The organism is Dactylosporangium sp. NPDC006015, assembly GCF_040614215.1.
Classification (GTDB): Bacteria; Actinomycetota; Actinomycetes; order Mycobacteriales; family Micromonosporaceae; genus Dactylosporangium; species Dactylosporangium maewongense.
This window is the reverse complement of record NZ_JBEXUD010000006.1, coordinates 197,116-218,598: the sequence shown is the minus strand read 5'-3', so window position 1 is coordinate 218,598 and position 21,483 is coordinate 197,116. Positions and strand designations below refer to the sequence as shown.

General features: G+C 72.5%; 16 protein-coding genes and 1 pseudogene. 10 read left to right on the top strand and 7 right to left on the bottom strand.

Going from position 1 to position 21,483, the window contains the following annotated elements; translation table 11 throughout:
* Positions 1 to 30: 30 nt before the first annotated feature.
* On the top strand, positions 31 to 1,800 hold the full coding sequence (locus tag ABZ321_RS13405; RefSeq protein WP_354891161.1) for a TerD family protein: 1,770 nt from the start codon (positions 31 to 33) through the stop codon (positions 1,798 to 1,800).
* Positions 1,801 to 1,889: 89 nt separating this feature from the next.
* Here the strand turns inward: ABZ321_RS13405 and ABZ321_RS13400 are convergent, their stop codons facing one another.
* From ABZ321_RS13400 to ABZ321_RS13385, 4 genes are all read right to left on the bottom strand, one after another.
* Entirely contained in the window at positions 1,890 to 4,046 is a 2,157-nt protein-coding gene (locus ABZ321_RS13400) for an MMPL family transporter (protein ID WP_354891067.1), read from the bottom strand.
* A 25-nt stretch (positions 4,047 to 4,071) separates the two neighbouring features.
* Positions 4,072 to 4,917 (bottom strand): DUF4097 family beta strand repeat-containing protein, encoded by an 846-nt coding sequence (locus ABZ321_RS13395; RefSeq protein ID WP_354891066.1) that lies wholly within the window; start codon positions 4,915 to 4,917, stop codon positions 4,072 to 4,074.
* A gap of 82 nt (positions 4,918 to 4,999) precedes the next feature.
* Positions 5,000 to 5,527: a toxin-antitoxin system HicB family antitoxin gene (locus tag ABZ321_RS13390; protein WP_354891065.1), complete on the bottom strand. Its 528-nt coding sequence runs from the start codon at positions 5,525 to 5,527 to the stop codon at positions 5,000 to 5,002.
* Between the two features lie 60 nt (positions 5,528 to 5,587).
* A complete protein-coding gene (locus ABZ321_RS13385; protein ID WP_344501956.1) occupies positions 5,588 to 6,181 on the bottom strand; it encodes a TetR family transcriptional regulator in 594 nt (197 codons plus the stop codon).
* 110 nt (positions 6,182 to 6,291) lie between these two features.
* Here ABZ321_RS13385 and ABZ321_RS13380 point away from each other — a divergent pair, with 110 nt between their 5' ends.
* The 5 genes and pseudogenes from ABZ321_RS13380 to ABZ321_RS13360 all read left to right on the top strand — a co-directional run.
* Positions 6,292 to 7,776: an MFS transporter gene (locus ABZ321_RS13380; protein WP_344501955.1), complete on the top strand. Its 1,485-nt coding sequence runs from the start codon at positions 6,292 to 6,294 to the stop codon at positions 7,774 to 7,776.
* A 98-nt stretch (positions 7,777 to 7,874) separates the two neighbouring features.
* Positions 7,875 to 8,291 carry a membrane protein insertion efficiency factor YidD gene (yidD, locus tag ABZ321_RS13375; RefSeq protein WP_344501954.1) on the top strand — a complete coding sequence of 139 codons (417 nt, stop codon included), beginning with the start codon at positions 7,875 to 7,877 and terminating at the stop codon, positions 8,289 to 8,291.
* A 122-nt stretch (positions 8,292 to 8,413) separates the two neighbouring features.
* Positions 8,414 to 9,883: a family 43 glycosylhydrolase gene (locus ABZ321_RS13370; protein WP_354891064.1), complete on the top strand. Its 1,470-nt coding sequence runs from the start codon at positions 8,414 to 8,416 to the stop codon at positions 9,881 to 9,883.
* A gap of 170 nt (positions 9,884 to 10,053) precedes the next feature.
* Complete coding sequence (locus ABZ321_RS13365) at positions 10,054 to 11,157, top strand: RNA ligase RtcB family protein (RefSeq protein ID WP_354891063.1); 1,104 nt, start codon at positions 10,054 to 10,056, stop codon at positions 11,155 to 11,157.
* 6 nt (positions 11,158 to 11,163) lie between these two features.
* Positions 11,164 to 11,292: pseudogene (locus ABZ321_RS13360) on the top strand (transposase); the annotation flags it as partial.
* Positions 11,293 to 11,346: 54 nt separating this feature from the next.
* Here the strand turns inward: ABZ321_RS13360 and ABZ321_RS13355 are convergent.
* The gene (locus ABZ321_RS13355) at positions 11,347 to 12,999 is read right to left on the bottom strand and encodes a methyl-accepting chemotaxis protein (protein WP_344501951.1); all 1,653 of its coding nucleotides are present in this window, start codon (positions 12,997 to 12,999) and stop codon (positions 11,347 to 11,349) included.
* 73 nt (positions 13,000 to 13,072) lie between these two features.
* Entirely contained in the window at positions 13,073 to 14,431 is a 1,359-nt protein-coding gene (locus tag ABZ321_RS13350) for a condensation domain-containing protein (RefSeq protein WP_354891062.1), read from the bottom strand.
* A gap of 349 nt (positions 14,432 to 14,780) precedes the next feature.
* Here ABZ321_RS13350 and ABZ321_RS13345 point away from each other — a divergent pair, with 349 nt between their 5' ends.
* Complete coding sequence (locus ABZ321_RS13345) at positions 14,781 to 15,803, top strand: LacI family DNA-binding transcriptional regulator (protein ID WP_344501949.1); 1,023 nt, start codon at positions 14,781 to 14,783, stop codon at positions 15,801 to 15,803.
* Between the two features lie 164 nt (positions 15,804 to 15,967).
* On the opposite strand, the gene yicI is transcribed toward ABZ321_RS13345, so the two are convergent.
* Positions 15,968 to 18,334, bottom strand: coding sequence for an alpha-xylosidase (gene yicI, locus ABZ321_RS13340; protein ID WP_354891061.1), 2,367 nt, complete (start codon positions 18,332 to 18,334; stop codon positions 15,968 to 15,970).
* Positions 18,335 to 18,453: 119 nt separating this feature from the next.
* Here yicI and ABZ321_RS13335 point away from each other — a divergent pair, with 119 nt between their 5' ends.
* The 3 genes from ABZ321_RS13335 (at position 18,454) to ABZ321_RS13325 (ending at position 21,477) form a co-directional block, all read left to right on the top strand.
* Positions 18,454 to 18,798, top strand: a complete 345-nt coding sequence (locus ABZ321_RS13335; protein WP_344501947.1) for an MmcQ/YjbR family DNA-binding protein — start codon at positions 18,454 to 18,456, stop codon at positions 18,796 to 18,798.
* 10 nt (positions 18,799 to 18,808) lie between these two features.
* Positions 18,809 to 19,063, top strand: a complete 255-nt coding sequence (locus ABZ321_RS13330) for an acyl-CoA-binding protein (protein ID WP_354891060.1) — start codon at positions 18,809 to 18,811, stop codon at positions 19,061 to 19,063.
* Between the two features lie 1,196 nt (positions 19,064 to 20,259).
* Positions 20,260 to 21,477: a family 16 glycosylhydrolase gene (locus ABZ321_RS13325; protein ID WP_344502335.1), complete on the top strand. Its 1,218-nt coding sequence runs from the start codon at positions 20,260 to 20,262 to the stop codon at positions 21,475 to 21,477.
* Positions 21,478 to 21,483 lie beyond the last annotated feature (6 nt).

Below are 21,483 nucleotides of genomic sequence, written 5' to 3'. Positions count from 1 at the left end.
GCCCACCGGAAGGACCCTGTTGTGACGGTCATGCTGACCCTGCCGGCCAGCGCGGCGACGCGGTACCCGCTGCGGTACGCCGTCGTCGACGTGGAGACGACCGGCCTGCACGCGCCCGGCGACCGGGTGCTGCAGATCGCCGTCACGCAGATGGAGTCCGACGGGACCCTCGGGCAGGTCTGGTCGACCCTGGTCGACCCCGGGCGCGACCCCGGCCCGGTGCACGTCCACGGGATCACGCGCGAGCGCCTCGCCGGCGCGCCCCGCTTCGACGCGGTCGTCGGGCACCTCGCGCGGCTGCTCGACGGGCGGGTGCTGGTCGCGCACAACGCCGCGTTCGACTGGAAGTTCCTGGCCGCGGAGGCGCACCGGGCCGTGCACCGCCTCCCGGTCAGCCAGCGGCTGTGCACGCTCGCGCTGAGCCGCCGCCTCGACCTGCCGACGGCGAGCCTGTCCCTGGCGGCGCTCGCCGCGCACTGGGGCGTGACGCAGGCCCGGCCGCACGACGCCGAGGACGACACCCGGGTCCTCACCGAGATCCTCCGGCACAGCCTCGCCGCCGCCGACACCCTCGCGGTCGAGCTGCCGCTGAGCGCCTGCGACCCGGCCGCCGCCGACCCGGTCTACCCGGCCCGGCTGCCGCGACCCGTCTGCCCGTGGGCGTGGCCGGGCCGCTGGACGCAGGGCCGCCGCCTGATCCAGGGCGCGAAGGTCGCCATCACCGGGAGCACCGCGACGGCCCGGGACGCCCTCGCGGCCCGCGCGACCGAGGCGGGGCTCGACGTGATGAACACCGTCAGCGGCAGGACCGGCCTGCTCGTCACCAACGACGCGACCGCCGCCACCTCGAAGCTGCGCGCCGCCGCCATGTACGCCGTGCCGGTCGTCTCCGAGGCCACGTTCGCGTCGCTGCTGGCGGACGTGGAGCCCGGGACGCCGAAGCCGGCGGACCGCCCCCGGGCCGGCGTGCCGTCGCAGCGGGCCGCCGCACCGGCGGGGCCGCTCGCCGGGCGGTGCCTGCTCGTGCTCGGCGGCACCCACGCCGAGGCGGCGGAGGTCCGCAACCGGATCGCCGACCTGGGCGGGATCGCCGCGGTCAACCTGACGGCCCGGGTCAACGGCGTCGTGGCCCTCCCCGGCGCGGACAACGACCGCCGCTGGGCCACCGTCACCGCCCTCGCCCTGCCCGTCCGCACCCCGGACGCCCTCGAACCGCCGGCCGCCGCAACAGACGCCGCACCCGACGCCGCGGTGGTCGAGCCGCCGCCGGCCGCGGCAGTGGTCCTGTCCCGGGGCGCCGTCATCGACCTGCCCGACGACGTCGAGGACTGGACGGTCGCCGTCAGCTGGCCGGCGGGCGCGGGCGCCGAGGTGGACGTGGTCGCGTTCCTCACCGACCAGGACGAGCAGGTCCGCGCCGACGCCGACTTCGTCTTCTACAACCAGCCCGCCGCGGCGGACGGGTCGGTGGAGCTGACCCTCGACGTGCCGCACGAGGCGCTCGTCGACGTCCGGCTCGGCCGGATCCCCGAGGACGTCACCCGGATCGTGCTCGCCGCCGCCATCACCGGCACGCACACGTTCGGGGACCTCGGACCCGTCGAGTTCGTCGCGCGGGCCGGTGACGGCGCCACCCACGCCCGCGCCACCCTCGACGCGGCCACCACCGAACGCAGCCTGCTGCTCGCCACCGTCTACCGGCGCGACGGCCGGTGGCGGCTGCGGGCCATCGGGCAGGGGTACGACCACGGCCTCGCCGGGCTCGCCACCCTGCACGGCGTCGCCGTCGACGACGACTGACCCCCGCGTCGACGACGGCAACAGGGCGGCACCACCCCGGACGGTCGGGTCCGGGGCGGTGCCGCCGCTGCCGTTCGCGGCCTTCCTGGTCAGTGCGACCCGGCCGGTGCCTCCTGGCGCTTGCCGAGGTCGACGGCGGCGGTCCGGGCGGCGTCGCCGTGCCCCGGCCACCAGGCGGCGTGCCCGAGCAGCGCGGTCAGCGCCGGCACCAGGAACATCGACATCACGAACGCCGACAGCAGGATGCCGGCCGCCACCGAGAACCCGATCTGCCGCAGGAACGACACCGGGGCGAGGGCGAGGACCGCGAACGTGCCGGCGAGGATCAGGCCGGCCGCGGCGACGGACGGGCCGGCGTGCCGGACGGCGAGCGCCGCGGCGGCCCGGGGCTCGTTGCCGGCCCGCGCCTCCTCCCGCAGGCGGGCGATCATCAGGATGTTGTAGTCGGTGCCGATCGCCAGGACGAACAGGTAGAGCACGATCGGCAGCTGGAACGTCACCCCCGGCCGCCCGGCGAGGCTCTGGAACAGGTAGATCGCGGCGCCGAGGGTGGCGGCGAAGTTGAGCAGCACCGCGACCACCAGGTAGAGCGGCGCGACGACGCTGCGCAGCAGCAGGCCGAGGATGACCGCGATGAGCAGGGCCGCGACGGGCAGGATCACCGACAGGTCGCGATTGTTGGCCGCGTTGATGTCCGCGTAGATCGCCGTGGTGCCGCCGACGAGGACCTTCGTGCCGGGCGGCGCGACGGCGTGCAGGTCGGCGCGGAGGTGGTCGTGGACCAGGTCGATCGCCTCGTTGGAGGCCGGGTTGACCGACAGCAGCAGGGCGAAGCGGGCCACGGTCCCGCCGGCCGCGGTGACCGGTGGCTGGACGCCGCCGACCCCGGCCACCTTGGCGGCGGCGGCGCCGAACTGGTCGAGCTGCGCGGGGGTGAGCCGGCTGCCGTCGCCGGTGGTGAGGTACGCCTCGGTCGGGTCCAGCGCGCCCTGCGGGAAGCCGCGCTCCAGGTCGGCGGCGGCCTTCGCCGACTCGGTCGTGCTCGGGAAGCCCGCCGCGAAGTCGTAGTCCGCCTTGTACAGCAGGACCCCGCCGGCGAGCGCGACCAGCACGGCGCCGGAGGCGATCGCCGCGACCGCGGGCCGGCGGCCGAGCGCCGCGCCGATGCGCAGGAACGCGGTGCCCTTCGGCTCGCGCCGCCACGCCTTCGACGGCCAGAACGTCGCCGGGCCGATCAGGCTCACCAGGGCCGGGATCAGGGTCAGGCCGGTGACCAGCATGACGAAGACGGCGATGGCGAGCGCCGGGCCGAGCGAGCCGAACCCGCCGAAGCTCGCCAGCAGCAGCACCAGGAAGGCGACGATGACGGCGGCCGCGGCCGAGGTGATGACCTCACCGACCCGGGCGACGGCGTGCACCATCGCGGTCTTGCGGTCCTCGCCGGCGCGCAGCCGTTCGCGGTACCGGAAGAGCAGGAACAGCAGGTAGTCGGTGCCGATGCCGTACAGGACGATCAGCAGCAGCGTCTGCAGGCTCTGGTCGACGTTGAAGCCGAACGCCTTGCCGGCGGCCGCGATCAGGTTCGACGACACCTGCAGCACCACGCTGATGACGACGATCGGCAGCAGCGCGGCGATCGGGCTGCGGAAGATGATGAGGATCAGCACGATGATCAGCGCGAACGTGGCGGCGCCGACGACCGCGAACGCGGTGTTGAACGTGTCGTTGTTGTCGACGACCTGGGCCACCTGCCCGGCGACGCCGGCGCTGAGCCCGGTGCCGGCGAGGTCGGCCTTGATGACGTCGCGGGTCCCGGTCACCGCGTCCAGCTGCCCCTGCGCGTCGGTCAGGGCGGCGGTGATGGGCACGGTGACGAGCTGCACCAGGCCGTTGGGCGCGACGGCCTGCGGGCCGGTCTGCGCCTTGCCGATCCCGGCGACGCGCGCGCCGTCGATCGCGGTGGCGAGGGCGCCGACCCGGGTCTGGTCGGCGGCGGTCAGCGGCCCGCCGTCGGCGCGCTTCACCACGACGATCGCGGTGGACGTGGCCTGCTCCGGGAACGCGGCCTTGGCCAGGTTGATCGCCTGCACGGACTCGTAGCTGTCGGGCAGGAAGCCGCCCTGGTCGCCGCTGGTGATGTCGGAGAGGCCGGGCAGCAGGCCGATGATCAGCGCCGCGCCCACGAGCCAGCCGGCGATGACCCACCAGGCGCGCCGGACGACGAACTTGCCCCATCTGTCGAACATGGCGGTTCCTCCATTGCGAAAGAGGTCAGGAGCGGCGGACGGTGATGTCGCCGTACGTGGTGCGGCCGCGGACCTCGACCGTCTCGTCGGTGGGCTCGGGCTTGGTGGCGCTGTCGAGCAGGTTGTGCACGCGGCCGAAGCCGGTGGTGACGTCGAGCCACGCGGCCGTGCCCTCGGCGATCCCGATCTCCAGGTCGCCCATCGCGGTGCCGAGGACGACCGAGCCGCGGGCGATCTCGCCGAGGCGGATGGCGCCGTTGGAGGTCTTCGCGTCGACGCCCGCGCCGGCCCGCTCGACGGCGATGTCGCCGTTGGCGTTGCGCACCCGTACGTCACCCGCGGCGGACGCGATGGTGGTGTCGCCGTTGGAGTTCTTGACCACGGCGCTGCCCCGCACGTCGCCGACGCGGACCTTGCCGGTGCCGGTGTGGATCTCGGCGTTGCCGGCGACCCCGCCGACGGTGACGTGCCCGGCCGCCGTGTCCAGGCGCAGCGGGCCGGTGTCCGCGAGCGAGACGTTGCCGGCGCCGGTCCGCACGCGGCACTCGCCGAGCCGGCCGTCGCCGCGGACGCCGCCGACCTGGAGCTCGGTGGACACCTGCGAGCCGCTGGGCAGCTCGATCGACACGTCGACCGACCTGGTCCTGCGGGAGAAGTCGAACAGCCGCGACCTCGGGCCGGTCACCCGCAGCACGCCGTCGGCGTAGTCGACCCGGACCTGCTTCGAGGCCTGCACGTCGGACTCGTCGGCGTCGTTGCTCGGGCGGACCTCGACGACGGTGTCGGTGCGGTCGCTGGCGACGATGCGCACGTCGCCGACGCCCAGCTCGACAGTGACAGAGATCGATTCGGGGGTACTGAATTCAGGCATGGTGGTCCCCACATCATGGGTAGGTGAGCCGTTTACGCAGCTCAGTGGTGGTGGAGCGCGGGTGATGACGAAACGGTGCGGGCTAGCGCACCCAGCCGGTGAGCGCCTGCCTGGCCTGCGGCGCGGCCGCGGCGGGCTCGGCGCGCGGGTCGGACCGCTGGAGCGCGGCGGCGGCGGCCCGACTCAGCCAGGCGTTGACCGAGCGGCCCTCCTTCGCGGCGGCCTCCTCGATCGCGGCCTTGAGCTGCTCGGGCAGCCGGACGTTGATCCGTGCGGCCGGGCCGTCCTCGGCGAGGAGCGGCTCGGCCGCCGCCAGGTCCGCCGCCGCCGTCGTGGTCTTGGCGTCCACCGGGGCCGGGGCCGGGGCGGGCGGCAGGGTCACGACGAAGTTCGGGTCGCGGCCCCGCAGCCGCAGCTCCACCGAGCCCGGCGCGAGGTCGAGGGTGATCTCGTCGGCGGCCGCGGACAGCGCCTCGAGCAGCGTCATGCGGATCGCCGACTCGAGCGGCCCGGTCAGCCGCTCGACCACCGCACGCGCCTCCTCCCCGCCGGCTTCGGCGAGGGTGGCGAACTCACGCCCGAGGTTGGCCACATACGAGTTCAGGTCCATGGCACCACTATGGCACGCACGTGGCACACGAGCAATCCATCGTGTGCCAAAGTGGCACACTCAGGCGTCGCGCGGTGCCATGAGGGCCGTGAACATGTCGGTGAGGGGGCCGACGAGGTCGTCCTGGCCGGCGGAGGCGAGCGGCTCGAGAGCGGTCGAGGCGCGCAGCAGCGCGATGCCGATGGACGCGGCCAGGGCCAGCTGGGCCCGCAGGATCCCGGCGTCGTCGGGTCGCAGGCCGGCGGCCGCCGTCATCTTCTCGGCGAAGCGGCGCAGGATGTCGACCCGGATCGCCTCGGCCTTCTCGTCGCCGGAGGAGCGCAGCAGCAGGAGCAGCTGCGCGCGGTGCTGGGCGGCGTGCGGGCCGGCGAGGCGGGCCGCGATGTCGTGCGGGATCCGGTCCAGCGTCACGTCGCGGACGGTGCGGCCGAGCTCGTCGCCGACCCCCGTCAGGCACGCCTCGAACAGGCCTTCCTTCGACGTGAAGTACCGGTTGATGAGCGCGACGTTGACGCCCGCGTCGGTGGCGATGTCCCGCACGGTGGCGGCCGTGTACCCGTCCGCGGCGAACCGGCGGCGGGCCGCCTCCAGCAGCAGCCGGCGGGTCGCCGCGGCGTCCCGGCGGCGCACCCCGGTCGCGTCCTCACTCGTCACGCCACCAGGGTAGACGCCGTCCGGTGTGACGTAAACGATTGTTGACTTAGCTCGCGCGCCGCCCATACTTGGCAAGTCAGCAATCGTTTACATAGCTCCGCGAGGACCTCATGACGCGAACCCTGGAACCGCCGGCCACCGCCCGGCACGCCAACAGCACGCTGCTGGTGGTCTACCTGTCGCTGGGCGGCCTGGCCTTCGCGGTGCTCCAGTCGCTGGTGGCGCCCGCGATGTCGACCATCGCCCGGGACCTGAACGCCTCGACCGCGGACATCAGCTGGATCCTGACCGCATACCTGCTGTCGGCGTCCGTGCTGACCCCGATCCTCGGCCGCCTCGGCGACATGGCCGGCAAGCGCCGCGTCCTCATCGGCGTCCTGGCCGTGCTCGCCGCCGGCACCCTGCTCGCGGCGCTCGCCCCGAACCTCGCGGTGCTCATCGTCGCCCGCGCCATGCAGGGCGCCGCCGGCGCGATCCTGCCGCTGTCCATCGGCATCGTCCGCGACGAGCTCCCCCGCGAGAAGGTCGCCGTCACCGTCGGCCTGCTGTCGGCGATCTTCGGCGTCGGCGCCGGTGTCGGCATCGTCGGCGCCGGGCCGATCGTCGAGCACCTGTCGTGGCACTGGCTGTTCTGGCTGCCCCTGGTGCTGGTCGCGGTGGCGCTGCTCGGCGCGATCTTCGGGATGCCGGAGTCGCCGGTGCGCACCCCGGGCCGCCTCGACGTGCTCGGCGCCGGGATCCTGTCCGTGTCGCTGGTGTCGCTGCTGCTCGCGATCAGCAAGGGCCAGTCGTGGGGCTGGACCGACGGCAAGACCACCGGCCTGCTCGCGCTCGGCGTCGCCACCCTCGTCGGCTTCGTGCTGGTCGAGCTGCGGGTGAAGGAGCCGCTCGTCGACATGCGCCTGATGTCGATCCGCGGCGTCTGGGCCACCGACCTCGTCGCCCTGATCCTCGGCTTCGCGATGTTCGGCACGTTCCTGCTCGTGCCGACCCTGCTGCAGCTGCCCGCCGCCACCGGCTACGGCTTCGGCAAGTCGGTGTCGGAGTCCGGCCTCTTCCTGCTGCCGACGGTCCTCATGATGGTCGTCTTCGGCCCCATCGCCGGCCTGCTCAACCGCCGCTTCGGCCCGAAGGTCCCGATGTTCCTCGGCGCCGCCGCGGTCGTCGCCGCCTTCGCCCTCCCGGCCGTCGCCCACGGCGCCGTCTGGCAGGTGCTCGCCTCGGGCGTGCTCACCGGCGCCGGCATCGGCCTGTCCTTCGCCGCCATGTCCAACGCCATCATCGAGAGCGTCCCGGCCGCCCAGACCGGCGAGGCCAGCAGCGTCAACACCATCGCCCGCACCATCGGCAGCAGCATCGGCACCGCCGTCGTGGCCGCCGTCATCACGTCCAAGAGCACCCCGCGCGGGCTGCCGACCGACGCCGCCTTCACCACCGGCTTCTGGGTCTGCGCCGGCGTCGCGGTCCTCGCGGTCGTCGCCTCGCTCGCCCTGCCGTCCGCCCACCGCCGCCACGAGGAGGCCGTGGCCGCCGGCGTCAAGGACCTGCCCCCGGAGCCGGCCGAGCTGCACCTGCCCCACCTGCACAGCCGCTGATCCTCAGGCGGGACGCCGGGCTTGTCCGCTGTCCGGAACGGACGGACAGCGGACAGCAGGCTTGATCAACGTTGCGGGGGCACGACACAATGCCGCGCGTGGAGACGGAGAACGAGGGTCAGCGCAGGCAGCGGTGGTGGGACGGGTGTGAATCCCTCGGCGGCTGCGACGTGCCGGGCTGCGACGGGTGTGACGGCTGTGACGTGCCGGGCTGTGACTGCAACTTCATGCTGGGCACGATGCTGCTCGGCACGATGGCGGTCAGCGCGCCGACGCGCAAGCCGCTGCGGCGGGCCAGCGGGCCGGGGCGGGCCGGCATGGTGGCCATCCGCGGGTACCAGCGCTGGCTCTCGCCGCACCTGCCGACGCGGTGCCGGCAGATCCCGACGTGCAGCAACTATGGCATGGAGGCGGTGCGCCGCTACGGGCTCGTCGTCGGGTCGCGGCTGACCGCGGCCAGGATCCGCCGGTGCAACGCGTCGACCCCCCGAGGCACGGTCGACCAGGTGCCGTAGGCACCAGTCATGTTCGCGTTCACACGAGGAGCGCGCAAGAACACGACGACAGCGCCGGACCGTTGACAAGAGCCGATGTGAGCGCAAACATGACGTACCCCCCGCCGCCACGAGGAGTCTTCATGCGCCGCCGTCTGCTCGCGGTCCTTGCCGCCCTGATCGCCACGTCCGCCGCGCTGGTGGCCACGCTCGTGGTCACGCTCGTGGTCACCCCGGGGCCCGCCGCCGCGTCGCCCGCCGTGCAGTTCACCAACCCGCTGGTCAACCAGCGCGCCGACAGCCAGATCGTCAAGCACACCGACGGGTACTACTACTTCACCGCGACCGTCCCCGAGTACGACCGGATCGTCCTGCGCCGGGCGACGACCCTGCAGGGGCTGTCGACCGCGGCCGAGACCGTCATCTGGCGCAAGCACTCCAGCGGCGTCATGGGCGCGCACATCTGGGCACCGGAGATCCACTTCATCGACGGCAAGTGGTACGTGTACTTCGCCGCCGGCGCGACCGACAACGTCTGGGCGATCCGCATGTACGTGCTGGAGGGCACCGGCGCGAACCCGCTCACCGCGACCTGGACCGAGAAGGGCCGCATCACCACCGCCTGGGACACGTTCGCCCTGGACGCCTCGACGTTCGTCGCGGGTGGCGTCCGGTACCTGATCTGGGCGCAGTCCGAGCCCGGCATCGCGACCAACTCCAACGTGTACATCGCGCGCATGAGCAACCCGTGGACCATCACCGGCACGCCGGTCCGGATCGCGACGCCCACCCTCGACTGGGAGAAGCGCGGGTACGCGGTCAACGAGGGCCCGACCGTCATCCAGCGCAACGGGAGGATCTTCCTCACGTACTCCGCCAGCGCCACCGACGCGAACTACTGCCTCGGCCTGCTGACGGCGTCCGCGTCGGCGAACCTGCTCAGCGCGTCGTCGTGGGTGAAGAGCCCGCAGCCGGTCTTCACCAGCAACGCGTCGACCGGCCAGTACGGCCCCGGGCACAACTCGTTCACGACGTCGGAGGACGGCCAGAGCGACATCCTCGTCTACCACGACCGCAGCTACCGCGACATCAGCGGCGACCCCCTCAACGACCCGAACCGCCGCACCCGCGTGCAGAAGCTGTACTGGAACGCCGACGGCACCCCGAACTTCGGCATCCCGGTGCCCGACGGCGTCACGCCGGTGCGGCTGCAGTCGTACAACTCCGCGGGCAGCTTCGTGCGGCACTACAACTTCCGGGCCCGCATCGAGGCGAACGTCACGCCGCTCGCCGACGCGCAGTTCCGCATCGTGACCGGCCTCAACGGCGGCGGCACCGTGTCGCTGGAGTCGACGAACTTCCCCGGCTACTTCCTGCGGCACCGGAACTTCGAGGTGTGGGTCGAGCGCAACGACGGCTCGGCCACGTTCAAGGCCGACGCCAGCTTCTTCCGCCGGGCCGGGCTCTCGACTGGCACTGGCAGCGACGCGGCGGTGTCGTTCGAGTCGCAGAACTTCCCCGGCCGGTACGTGCGGCACAGCGGCGCCGACCTGTTCGTGCAGACCGCCACCGACGCGACGAGCCGCGCCGACGCCACCTTCACCCTCGACTGAGCGCGACGCACGCCCCGGCGCTCCGGAGATCCCGGGGCGCCCGGGCGCGGGGGCACCGGGGCGCCGAAAACCGGTTGCCGCGGCCGGCGGGTTCCAACGATCATGGACGGCATGACGCGCTGACGGACATCCCGTGTTGCCATGCCCCTCCTCCCGCTGAAGCGAGGACCATGTCCGCCACCGTCTCCGTGTTCGCCGGCCCCGGCAGCTGGATCGAGTCCGACGCCGTCGCGCAGTGCCACCAGGTCGCCGCGCTCGACGGCATGCTGCACGTCGCCGGCATGCCCGACCTGCACCCCGGCAAGGGTGCGCCGATCGGCGCCGCGATGGCGTCGACGGTGCTGTACCCGCTGCTCGTCGGCTCCGACATCGGCTGCGGCATCGCCGTGTTCCCGATCGGCCTGAAGCGGGCCGTGCCGGAGAAGCTCGCCGCGAAGTTCCCCGACCTGGACGTCCCCCTGGACCCCGGCCTCGTCGACGGGGAGATCCCCGGCGGTCACGTCGAGGGGCTCGGCACCGTCGGCCGCGGCAACCACTTCGTGGAGCTGGCGAAGGTCGGCACCGTCCTCGACGAGGGGCACGCCGCCCGGCTCGGGCTCACCGCCGGCGACCTGGTGCTCGTCGTGCACAGCGGGTCCCGCGGCTTCGGCGAGCGGATCCTGCGCGCGCACACCGAGGTCCACGGCGCCGGACCGGCCGCCGACCCGGCCGCGTACCTGGCGGCGCACGACGACGCGGTGCGCTGGGGCTCGCTCAACCGGCGGCTGCTCGCGGCCCGGGTCGCCGACGCCCTCGGCGCGCAGCTGTCCGAACCCGTCGTCGACCAGTGCCACAACCTCGCCGAAGTCCGCGCCGGCGAGGACGGCGACCGCGTCTACCTGCACCGCAAGGGCGCCGCGCCCGGCGACGGGCAGGACGTGCTGGTCGCCGGCACCCGCGGCACCCCGTCGTACCTCGTCGCCGCGCACGCCGGCGCGGAGGCGAACCACTCGGTGGCGCACGGCGCCGGCCGCAAGATGTCCCGGGCCGACGCCCTGCGCCGCGGCAAGGCCAAGCACACGGTCGAGGAGCTGCGCCGCACGCCGGTCGGCTCGCTGGTCGTGTGCGGCGACCGGCAGCTGCTCTTCGAGGAGGCGCCGACCGCGTACAAGCGCATCGAGCAGGTGATCGGCGACCTGGAGGCGCACGGCCTGGCCACCCCGGTGGCGACCACGGTCCCGCTGGTCACGTACAAGACGGCCGAGGCGGGACCCCGCGAGCGCCGCCGGCGCTGAGCCGGGCGGCAGCTGAGCGACGGCATCCGGCGGCGGATCCGGGTAGGCTCCCCGTGGCGTGACGTGCCCGCCGATGAGGGGCCGTGGCAGACGGTGTACCGGTTGTCCCGCCGGTGGCAGCGCGACGGCACCTGGCACCTCATCTGTTCAGGAACCTCGTACTGTTACCAACGTCCGTGGGCAGAACACCTAGATCCGGAAGCGGCCGACGGCGAGCTGGAGGTCGGCGGCGAGGCTGTTGAGCTCGGCGACGGTCGCGTCGACCTCGGTGAGGGTCGAGGTGGTGGTGTCGGCGGCGTCGGCGACACCGGCGATGTTGCCGGCGATGTTGGCCGCGCCGTGGGCGGCGTCGCCGACGCTGCGGCTCATCTCGCTGGTCGTGGCGGTCTGCTCCTCGACGGCGGAGGCGATGGTGAGCTGGTAGTCGTTGATGCGGGCGATGATCCGGCTGATCTCGCCGATGGCGTCGACGGCGTTGGCGGTGTCGGACTGGATCGCCTCGACGCGGCGGGAGATGTCCTCGGTCGCCCGGGCGGTCTCCTGCGCGAGGTCCTTCACCTCGCTGGCGACGACCGCGAACCCCTTGCCCGCCGCGCCCGCGCGGGCGGCCTCGATGGTGGCGTTGAGGGCGAGGAGGTTCGTCTGCTCGGCGATCGAGGTGATCACCTTGACCACGTTGCCGATCTCGGCCGAGGAGTCGCCGAGCTTGGACACCGTGCGGTTCGTCGACTCGGCCACGCCGACCGCCTCCGAGGCGACCCGGGCGGCGTCGTTGGCGTTCTGCGCGATCTCGCGGATCGAGGCGCCCATCTCCTCGGAGCCGGCGGCGACCGTCTGGACGTTGTGCGACACGGTCCCGGCGTCGCCCGCGACCACGTTCGCGCGGGCCGCCGCGGCCTTGGCGCTGTCGGCGATGCGGGTCGTGACGCTGGTCAGCCGGCCGGTGCTGCCGCCGAGGGTGCCGGCCGCGGCGGCGAGCGTGTGCACGGTGCGCCCGACGCTCTCGTTGGCGCGGTTCATCGCGGCCGCCATCGCGCCGAGCTCGTCGCGGGCGTACACGTCGGCGCGCAGGGTCAGGTCGCCGTCGGCGACGCCGCGCAGGGTGTCGGAGACCGACCGCAGCTGCAGGTTCATGCGGCGCGCGATGCCCAGCGCCAGCAGCAGCGCGAGCCCGAGCCCGACGATGAGCGAGCCGACCGTCCAGTTGCGCGCGCTGGTGTAGTCGTTTCGCGCCGCGGCCGCCATCGCGTCGGACTCGGTGGTCTCCTGCTGCTGGAGCTTCGCCAGCGACGCGTTCATCTGCGCCTCGAGGCTCTGCCAGAGGGTGTTCGTGGCGGCCATGTCCGACGGCACGGTCAGGCCGGGCGCCGGCTGCTTGCGGAAGACGACCACGTCGCGCAGGTTGCTGTAGTCGGTGAACGCCTTGGCGAAGTTGTTGAGGGCGGCCTCGCGGGCGGCGGAGCCGGCGAGCCGGGTGCGGTACTTCGCGATCGCCCCCTCGATCATCGCGTCGCCGCCCTCGACCGCCTGCGTCCCTCGCGGGCCGAGCGTCGGGTCGTAGGCGGACCAGGCGAACAGCGACTGGCCCCGGTAGTTCTCGCTGACGCCCTGCCGGATGACGACGAGCTGCTCGACGCTCTCGAGGTGCCGCGTCTTCAGCTGGCCGAAGCGGTCGTTGAGCCGGGCCATGCTCGTGATCGACAGGATGCCGACGCCGATCGCGACCAGCGCCACGAGCGCGATGCCGATCAGGTTCTTCGTCCCGACGGACCGGTCGGCGACCCAGCCGGCCAGCTGGCCACGCCGGACCGTCACCTGGATGGGGGTGCTGTCAGTGGTCATGCGGGGTCCTTGCCGACGACGGGAACAACCGGGCCGTCCGGTGTATCGGCGTTGCGATCGCGGTATTGAGGGTTTAGACCGCGACAGTCTCGGAAAGAGCGGCGGCCACGACCAGCGACTCGATGCCGCGCAGGCACACCTCCAGCATCGCGGGCGAGACGGCCGCGGTGTCGACCCGCCAGGTGAGGTCCACGGCGTCGGTGGCCGCGCCGGCAGCGGCGTCGATGTGCAGGAAGCAGGTCGCGTCCCACTCGTTGGAGCTCGGCCCCCACTGCAGCACGCTGCCCTCCAGCGCGGCGGTGACCTCGGCGGGCGAGGGGATCCCGCTCGGCGGCGGAGCGGAGCGGCGGCGGTCGTTGAAGTAGCAGCCGGTGTCGAGCTCCACGCCGCGTTCGGCGCCGACCCGGTCGACGAGCGCCCACAGGTCGCGCGGGTGGTAGTAGGCGTACATCCCGGCGGTCAGCTGGCTCTTGAACGTCCGCGCGATCACCTCGGCGAACGGGGCGGCACCCGTGTCGATGACGGCGAGCCCGGCCTGGGCGAGGTTGCTGACCGACTCGGCGAAGCCCGGGCGGAAGCGGTTGCTGACCACGATCCGGAACGCGCCGACCGGCTGGCCCGACAGGCGGCCGAGCATCATGGCGTACGCGGCGAGCAGGATCGTGCCGCTGTGCACCTTCGTCCGCTCGGCCACGGCGGCGAGGGCGAGGTGCGTCGCGGGTGACGTGAGCGTCGCCTCGCACCAGCGCTCGGGCCGCGGCTCGAGCGGCACCGGGAACCGGCGGGGCTCGATCGTGCGCAGGTGCTTCTCCCAGTAGCGCAGCGACGCCTGGTGCTGCCGCCGCGCGCCGGCGCCCTGCTGGGCCGCGGCGAGCTCCAGAGGCTGGATGCCGGCGACGGGCGCGAGGTGGCGGCCGGTGGCGGGGTCGAGGTTGGCGAGGTCGGCGATGAGCGCCTCGAAGCCGTAGCCGTCGATGACCATGTGGCAGTACAGCGCGACGAACCACAGCGCGTCGCCGGTGCCGGGGCGCGCGACGACCGCCATCCGCACCGGCCAGTCGGTGTACGGGTCCCACGGCGCCGTCTCGTACCGGGCGCGGATCGTCGCGGCGAGGCGCTCCGGGTCGCCGTCGTCGTCGTACACCTCCAGGACGACGGAGCCGGAGGACGACAGCACCTGCTTCGGCGGCGCGTCGGTCCCGGGGCCGTCGGGGACGAGGCGGGTGCGCAGCGACTGGTGGCGGCTCATGATGAACCCGAGCGTGGTCGCGACGTCGCCGACGGTCGTGCCGGGGGCGAGGGCCATGGTGCCGCCGGTCCACTCGGTCGCCTCGACGACCTGCATGGACCGCCAGGCGGCGAACTGTCCCCAGGTAAGTTCCCCGATGCCGCTGCCATCCCCTTGAAAGGGCACGGTGATCCGATGTGTCACGACAGTCCCCAAAAGATGGCCGGCGGCATCGAGGTCAGAGCAATACTCAGAGAGAGCGGACGGCCTTCATGGCGGTCTCCTTTCTGATAATCGCCCGTCGATCGATAATTGCCCGCGGGCAGTGCCGGGAGCGTATCGGCAGGGCCGCTCGAAGCGGAAGGGCCGGCGGTGCCGATTGCGGCGGTTGTCCGCATTCAGCGCACCCGTTAGGGGTATTGAAAGGGTCTCTTGGGCGGGAGAGATGAATTGATTTCAGTAACCGATACGCGGTTATCGTCGTCAATTCGTACTGGTCCGGAAATTTCCTGCCGACTACGACAAAGGCGCCGCGTCGCTTACTGTCGTGACCATGAAGGCGGGCATGGCGACGATCGGTGACGTGGCACGGCAGGCGGGCGTGTCCCCGAGCACCGTCTCGTACGTCCTGAGCGGCAAGCGGACGATCTCCGAGGAGACCCGCCGCAGGGTGCTCGCCGCGATCGACGTGCTCGGCTACCACCCGCACGCCGGCGCCCGGGCGCTGGCCAGCAACCGCTCCAACGTGATCGCGCTGATCATGCCGCTCTACACGGGGCTGTACGTGCCGGTGCTGATGCAGTTCGTGATCTCGGTCGTGACGGCGGCCCGCCGCCACGACCACGACGTGCTGCTGCTCACCCAGGACGAGGGCGTGCAGGGCCTGGAGCGGGTCGCCGCCAGCTCGCTCGCCGACGCGCTCATCGTGATGGACGTCGAGCTGCACGACCGGCGGCTGCCCCGGCTCCGGACGCTCGGCCGGCCGTCGGTGCTCATCGGGTTCCCCGCCGACGCCGACGGGCTCACCTGCATCGACCTGGACTTCGCGGCGGCCGGCGCGGCATGCGTCGAGCACCTCGCCGACCTCGGTCATGCCTGTGTGGCTCTCGTCGGGTCGCCGCCGGAGGTGTACGAGCGGGAGCTCGGCTTCGCCAGCCGCACCGCCGCCGGGTTCGACGAGGCGCTGCGGCGGCGTGGCCTGCGCGGCACGACCGTCCCGTGCGAGCCGACCCCGGACGCGGTCCTGTCGACGGTGCGCGGCCTGCTGGACCGCCACCCGGACCTGACCGGGGTGGTGGTGCACAACGAGCCGACCGTGCCGCCGCTGCTGGACGCGTTCGCGGCGCTCGGCCGGCGGGTGCCGCGGGACGTGTCGGTGGTGGCGATCTGCCCCGACGAGGTCGCCGAGCGGGGCAAGCCGCGCCTCACGTCGGTGAGCATCCCGGCGGAGGAGGTGGGCCGGCGGGCGGTCGACCTGCTCATGGCGAAGCTCGACGGCCGCCAGGTCCCCGAGGCGACACTGCTCCCGCCGGCCCTGACGGTCCGCGACAGTGCCGCCCCGGCCCGCCGGCCCTGAACCACGGCCCGGCGCTGCCCGCGCGGCCCGTCCGGCCGGCGTCTCCCGCGGCCCGGCGCTGCCCTCTCGGCTCGTCCGGCCGGGGGGACCGCGCAACGGTGCCGCCGCGGCCGGAACACCCGATCCGGACCGCGGCGGCGCCGCTCCACACCCCTGGGAAGTCGCTAGGCGAGCCTGACGGTCAGCCGGTCCACCTCGGCGTCCACGGCGATCAGCACGCCGGAGGGGTCGCGAGTGAGCCGACCGGCATCGACGGCCGCCACCGTGTCGATGCCGGCCAGCTGCACCCGCCAGGGCGCCGGGCTCCCGTTGTCCCGGCGCACCTCGACGGTCGTCCCGGCCCTGCGCACCGTGAAGCTCGCTCCGGCGGTGCCGCTGAGCCGGCCCTGCGGCGAGGGGATGTCCACGGTCGTGCCCGCGCCGTCGGGCAGCTCGTGGACCCGCAGGGTGACGCCGTCGGCGTATGGGTAGTCGGGGCGGTCGTCGCACGCGCCGAGCGGCACGACCGAGCCGGGACGGGCGAGCACCGGCAGGTCGCCCATGCCGTACCGGCGCCGGATCCAGCCGGGCCCGCTCAGCACCTCGCCGCTGCGCAGGTCGGTCCACCGCCCCGCCGGCAGGTAGAAGCTGACGTCGCCGTCGGCGCTGAACACCGGCGCGACGAGGATCGAGCCGCCCAGCATGTACTGCCGGTCCAGGTGCGCGCAGGCGGGATCGTCGGGGAACTCCAGCGCGAGCGGCCGCAGCACCGGCAGGCCCTCGCGGTGCGCGGTGACGGCCGCGCCGTACAGGTAGGGCATGAGCCGCGCCTTGAGCCGCGTGTAGTCGCGCAGGACGGCGACCGCCTCGTCGCCGAAGTGCCACGGCACCCGGTAGGACTCGTTGCCGTGCAGCCGGCTGTGCGAGGACAGCAGCCCGAACGGGATCCAGCGCATGAAGACGGCCGGATCCGGCGTACCTTCGAAGCCGCCGATGTCGTGGCTCCAGAACCCGAACCCCGACATGGCCAGCGACAGCCCGCCGCGGAGGCTCTCGGCCATCGACTCGAAGGTGGCGCTGCAGTCACCGCCCCAGTGGACCGGGAACTGCTGCCCGCCGGCGGTCGCGGACCTGGCGAAGAGCACCGCCTCGCCGTCGCCGCGGCGCTCCCGCAGCAGCTCGAAGACGGCCTCGTTGTACAGGTGCGTGTAGTAGTTGTGCATCCGCAGCGGGTCGGCGCCGTCGGACCAGACGACGTCGGTGGGGATGCGCTCGCCGAAGTCGGACTTGAAACAGTCGACGCCCAGGTCGAGCACGTGCTTCAGCTTGTCCTGAAACCAGGCCCGCGCGGCCGGGTTCGTGAAGTCGACGAGGCCCATCCCGGCCTGCCACTGGTCCCACTGCCACACGTCGCCGTCGCTCTTCCTCACCAGGTACCCGGCGGCCGTCGCCTCCTCGAACAGCGCGGAGCGTTGCGCGATGTACGGGTTGATCCACACGCAGATCCGCAGCCCCTTCGCCTTGAGCCGGGCCAGCATGCCGGCCGGGTCGGGGAAGGTCACCGGGTCCCACTCGAAGTCGCACCAGTGGAACTCGCGCATCCAGAACGTGTCGAAGTGGAAGACCGACAGCGGCAGCCCGCGCTCGGCCATCCCGTCCACGATGGACGTCACGGTCGCCTCGTCGTAGGACGTGGTGAACGACGTGGACAGCCACAGGCCGAACGACCACGCCGGCGGCAGCGCGGGCCGGCCGGTGAGCGCGGTGTACTTGCGCAGCACGTCGCGCGGCGTCGGCCCGTAGATGACGAGGTACGACAGGACCTGCCCGGGGACGCTGAACTGCACCCGCGACACGGCCTCCGAGGCGACCTCGAACGACACCGGGCCCGGGTCGTCGACGAACACCCCGTAGCCGGCGCTGGTCAGGTAGAACGGGACGTTCTTGTACGCCTGCTCGCTGCTGGTGCCGCCGTCGGCGTTCCAGACGTCGACGGTCTGGCCGTTCTTGACCAGCGGACCGAAGCGCTCGCCCAGCCCGTACACCACCTCGCCGACGCCAAGGTTGAGCTGCTCGCGCAGGAAGTGGCCGTCCGCGGTGCGCAGGGCGGCGAGCGCCTTCGGGGCGCTGCTGGTGAGGACCCGCCCCTCGGCGATGAAGTCGAGCCGCCACTGCCCGCTTTGGCTGTTGCCCTGGTTGTGGGGTCCGTCCAGTGCGAAGCGGGCGCTGAGCGCGCCGGCGGTGAACGTGACGGCGTCGTCGTCGCGGGTCACCTTCGCATCGGCGGCCGGGTCGGCGTCGATCCGGAACCGCGGCCCCCGCGGCGCGCCGCCGGTGTGCCGGCTGACCCGCACCGCGATCACGTCGGGCGCCGGCGTGGTGCACTCGATGGTGAACAGCGGCGTGTTGAGCGTGTCGCCACGGCCGGTGACCCGGCGGGTCGGCGCGTACACCGACAGGCTGTTCGCGCCGACGGCCACATCCCGGACGTGCACCGGGTACAGGGGGTGCACCCCTTCACGCAGCTGCCAGTACCCGTCGCTGAACTTCATGCACGACCCAATCCCTGTCGAAGCGCTTCGACAGGTGACGGTACGAACCCCTCACCGGCGTGTCAATCGGCCCGGCCCCCGCCGTGGACGCCGCCGGGCGGGGCTGTGAAACTTCCATCGTGGCTGTACCGGATGCGCAGTTCCTCGCGATGGTGGACCGGCTCGCCGAGGTCGAGCGGGCACACGCCGCGGACTACACGTCGTTCAGCGTGCGCGGCAAGCGGTTCGGCTATTACTGGCCCCGCACGCACACGACCGGCCTGAAGCAGACGCTGTCGGAGCAGATCGCCCTTGTCGCGGAGCGCCCCGACGTGTTCGAGGTGCAGTTCACCTCCGGCGGTTTCGGCTGGGTCGTCGTGTACCTGGAGCGGATCGACGCCGACGAGCTGACCGAGCTGCTCTACGAGGCGTGGCAGCTTTCCGCCCCCGAGTCGCTCGTCCAGGATCACCCGCTGCGCTTGTAGGCTTCGGGGCATGTCCCTCACCGCGGAGTTCGAGCAGGCCCAGATCGACGTCAAGCAGCTCGACCAGCGCCCCGGCAACGACGTCCTGCTGCGGCTCTACGCCCTCTACAAGCAGGGCACCCACGGCGACGCCACCGGCAAGCGCCCCGGCGTCTTCGACATGGTCGGCCGTGCCAAGTACGACGCATGGCACGCCTTGACCGGCACGGCCCAGGAGGACGCCCAGCGCCAGTACGTCGCCCTGGTCGCCGACCTACGCTCCTAGGGCTCCGGTACCGCCGGCGTCAACGCCCTCTTCTTCGGTTACCGCCACCAGCGCATCACGTTCACGCCCTGACAGCGTCCGCCCCACCCATACGTTGATCGATGCCCCAAAATGTCCCCAATCCGGCATCGACGCTGCGCAGTCGACCCCGGATTCAAAGATCGTTTTTGTAGGTGGCCCACGCAACGCCTATTCCACAAATGCCGCATTCCAGGGCATTGACCAACGTCTGCGTGCAAGCCCGAGTCCATGTAGCGCCAGGAGGGCCACGCGCCGTCGGCAGTGCGAACGCCCCACATCGGTCCGTGCCGTGCGTCGGTTCGTGCCGCGCGTCAGTCCGTGCCGCGCGTCAGTCCGTGCCGCGCGTCAGTCCGTGCCGCGCGTCAGTCCGTGCCGTGCCGCGGGCACGGCCCCCGAGTGTGAGTCGTCTGTGCCGCACGTGCGTTCCGGTCGCGCGTCGGACCGCGCCGTGGTCCGGCCGTGCCCCGTGACCGTCCCGCCGCATGTCCGTGCCGTGCCGCGGCCCGGCGCGCCGCGTGCTCGCCCTCACTTCGCGTCTTCCTGCTCCGCGGGCTCGCACTCGGGGTGGGCCGGCAGTGCATCACGTTCACAGCCTGCCGGTGAGCGCCTCACGCAGACGTTGGTCAATGCCCCGAAATGTTCATAATTTGGCATCGACGTTGCGCGATCTACCCCCAATTTGGAGATCGTTTTGTGGGTGGATCGCGCAACGTCGATTGCGCAAAAGCCGCATTTGCTGGCATTGACCAACGTCTGTGGCGCGAGGCGGGGGTCATGTAGTGCCGGAGCGGGGTGTGCTGCGGGCCAGCCCCGGTGCTTGCGGGCTTCGCCGCCGCCCCGGGTCGGGCGCCGGCGTCCAGGCAAGGGTCGGCGGGGCGGCCGGGGTAGTCCATGTCGGCCTGGCGCACGGATTGCCGGCCCGTGCTGTGCCCGCCTGGAATCCAGGGGTGGTCTGGGCTCGCCGCGCCGGTGGTCGGCGGGGTGGTCAAGGGGGCGCGGTGCTGGTTGTGGTCCGGGCGCGTCCGTGGGGGCGTCTACTGAGAGCGCTCTCTTGACCGCGGTCGCCTGGGTGTATAGGTTCGACCGGGGTCGATCTGTTAAGTAACCGTACGGACTCCGCCAGGTCCTCGGGAGGCCACATGCACGTGAAGCTCATCAAGGCTCGCACCCTGGTCATGCTGGGTGCGACCGTCCTGTCGTTCCTCACCGCGGTCGCGGTGCGGGACGCCGCCAGCAACCCGGCCGCCGCCGCCATCGGAGGACTCACCTGGTCCGACGAGTTCGACGGCGCGGCCGGCAGCGCACCCAACGGCAGCAAGTGGAAGTACGACGTCGGCGGGGGCGGCTGGGGCAACAACGAGCAGCAGTACTACACCACCAGCACGAGCAACGCGGCGCTCAACGGTGCCGGGCAGCTCGTGATCACCGCCCGCAAGGAGAACCCGGCCAACTACCAGTGTCACTACGGCCGGTGTGTCTACACCTCGGCCCGGCTGCTGACCGCGGACCGGTTCACCCAGGCGTACGGCCGCTTCGAGGCAAGGATGAAGCTGCCGCGCGGCCAGGGCATCTGGCCCGCGTTCTGGATGCTGGGCGCCGACATCGGCAGCAACCCGTGGCCGAACAGCGGCGAGATCGACATCATGGAGAACATCGGCAAGGAGCCGAACACGGTGCACGGCACGATCCACGGGCCGGGGTACTCCGGTGCGGAGGGCATCGGTGCCGGGTACACGATCGGGGCGCCGTTCGCGGACGCGTTCCACACGTTCTCGGTCGAGTGGGAGCCGAACGTGCTGCGCTGGTACGTCGACGGCAACCTGTACCAGACCCGGACCCCCGCGGACCTGGGTGGGGACCGGTGGGTGTTCGACCACCCGTTCTTCATGCTGCTGAACCTCGCGGTCGGCGGCTACTGGCCCGGCTACCCGGACGGCACCACCCAGTTCCCGCAGACGCTCACGGTCGACTACGTGCGGGTCTACGGGTACAGCGGCGGCGGTGGCGGCGGGAGCGCCGGACCGATCATCGGCAACGGCAGCAACCGGTGCATCGACGTGCCCAGCTCCAACGCGGCCGACGGCAACCGGCTGCAGATCTGGGACTGCAACGGCACCGGCGCGCAGCAGTGGACGATCAACGCCGACGGCTCGATCCGCGCGCTCGGCAAGTGCATGGACGTCTCCGGCGGCTCCACCGCCGACGGCGCGGCCGTGCAGCTGTGGACCTGCAACGGCAGCGGCGCGCAGAAGTTCACGCTCAACGCCGCGGGCGACCTGGTGAACATCCAGGCCAACAAGTGCGTCGACGTGCAGAACGCGGCCACCGCCAACGGCTCCAAGCTGCAGCTGTGGACCTGCGGCGGCGGCAGCAACCAGAAGTGGCACCGCTGATCAGGT